This window comes from Streptomyces actuosus (genome assembly GCF_016921115.1).
GTDB lineage: Bacteria > Actinomycetota > Actinomycetes > Streptomycetales > Streptomycetaceae > Streptomyces > Streptomyces actuosus_A.
Window position 1 is genome coordinate 1 of sequence record NZ_JAFFZS010000244.1, and the last position, 416, is coordinate 416.

At 46.9% G+C, this 416-nt stretch carries 1 protein-coding gene; it reads left to right on the forward strand.

Going from position 1 to position 416, the window contains the following annotated elements:
• The coding region (locus tag JS756_RS36240; RefSeq protein WP_205387511.1) for a hypothetical protein at positions 1–416 on the forward strand (416 nt) is incomplete at both ends.

The window sequence follows — 416 nt, forward strand, 5'->3', positions numbered from 1 at the left end:
GAAGATACCAATGATGCCACTCCCCAGCCGTCAGAAGCTACGCCAGCTCCAGCTCCAGCTCCCTCCAAACCCGTCGATTCCAACAAAAAGAAGAATAAGAAGAAAAAGAAGGCAGCCCCCAAACGTACGAGCACAGAACCTGCAGATGCAAAGACAGAAAAGGCGGATCTGGGTGATATCGATCGAGCCCTGAAAGATCTGGCAGTCGACAACAAGCAACTTTCGCATGATCGTGGGGATACTTCAACGACTGCGATATATCCAAAAGATAACTCGTTCCCAAAGACTCCGGAGGAACTACTTTCTATCGAACCAAAATCCCTTAACGCGATAAACGAAATGAAGAAACTGTTTGGAAATGTTGTGTTGGAAAATTTTGATCAGGAAGACAACACTACAGGCCGCAGGAGAGAAAG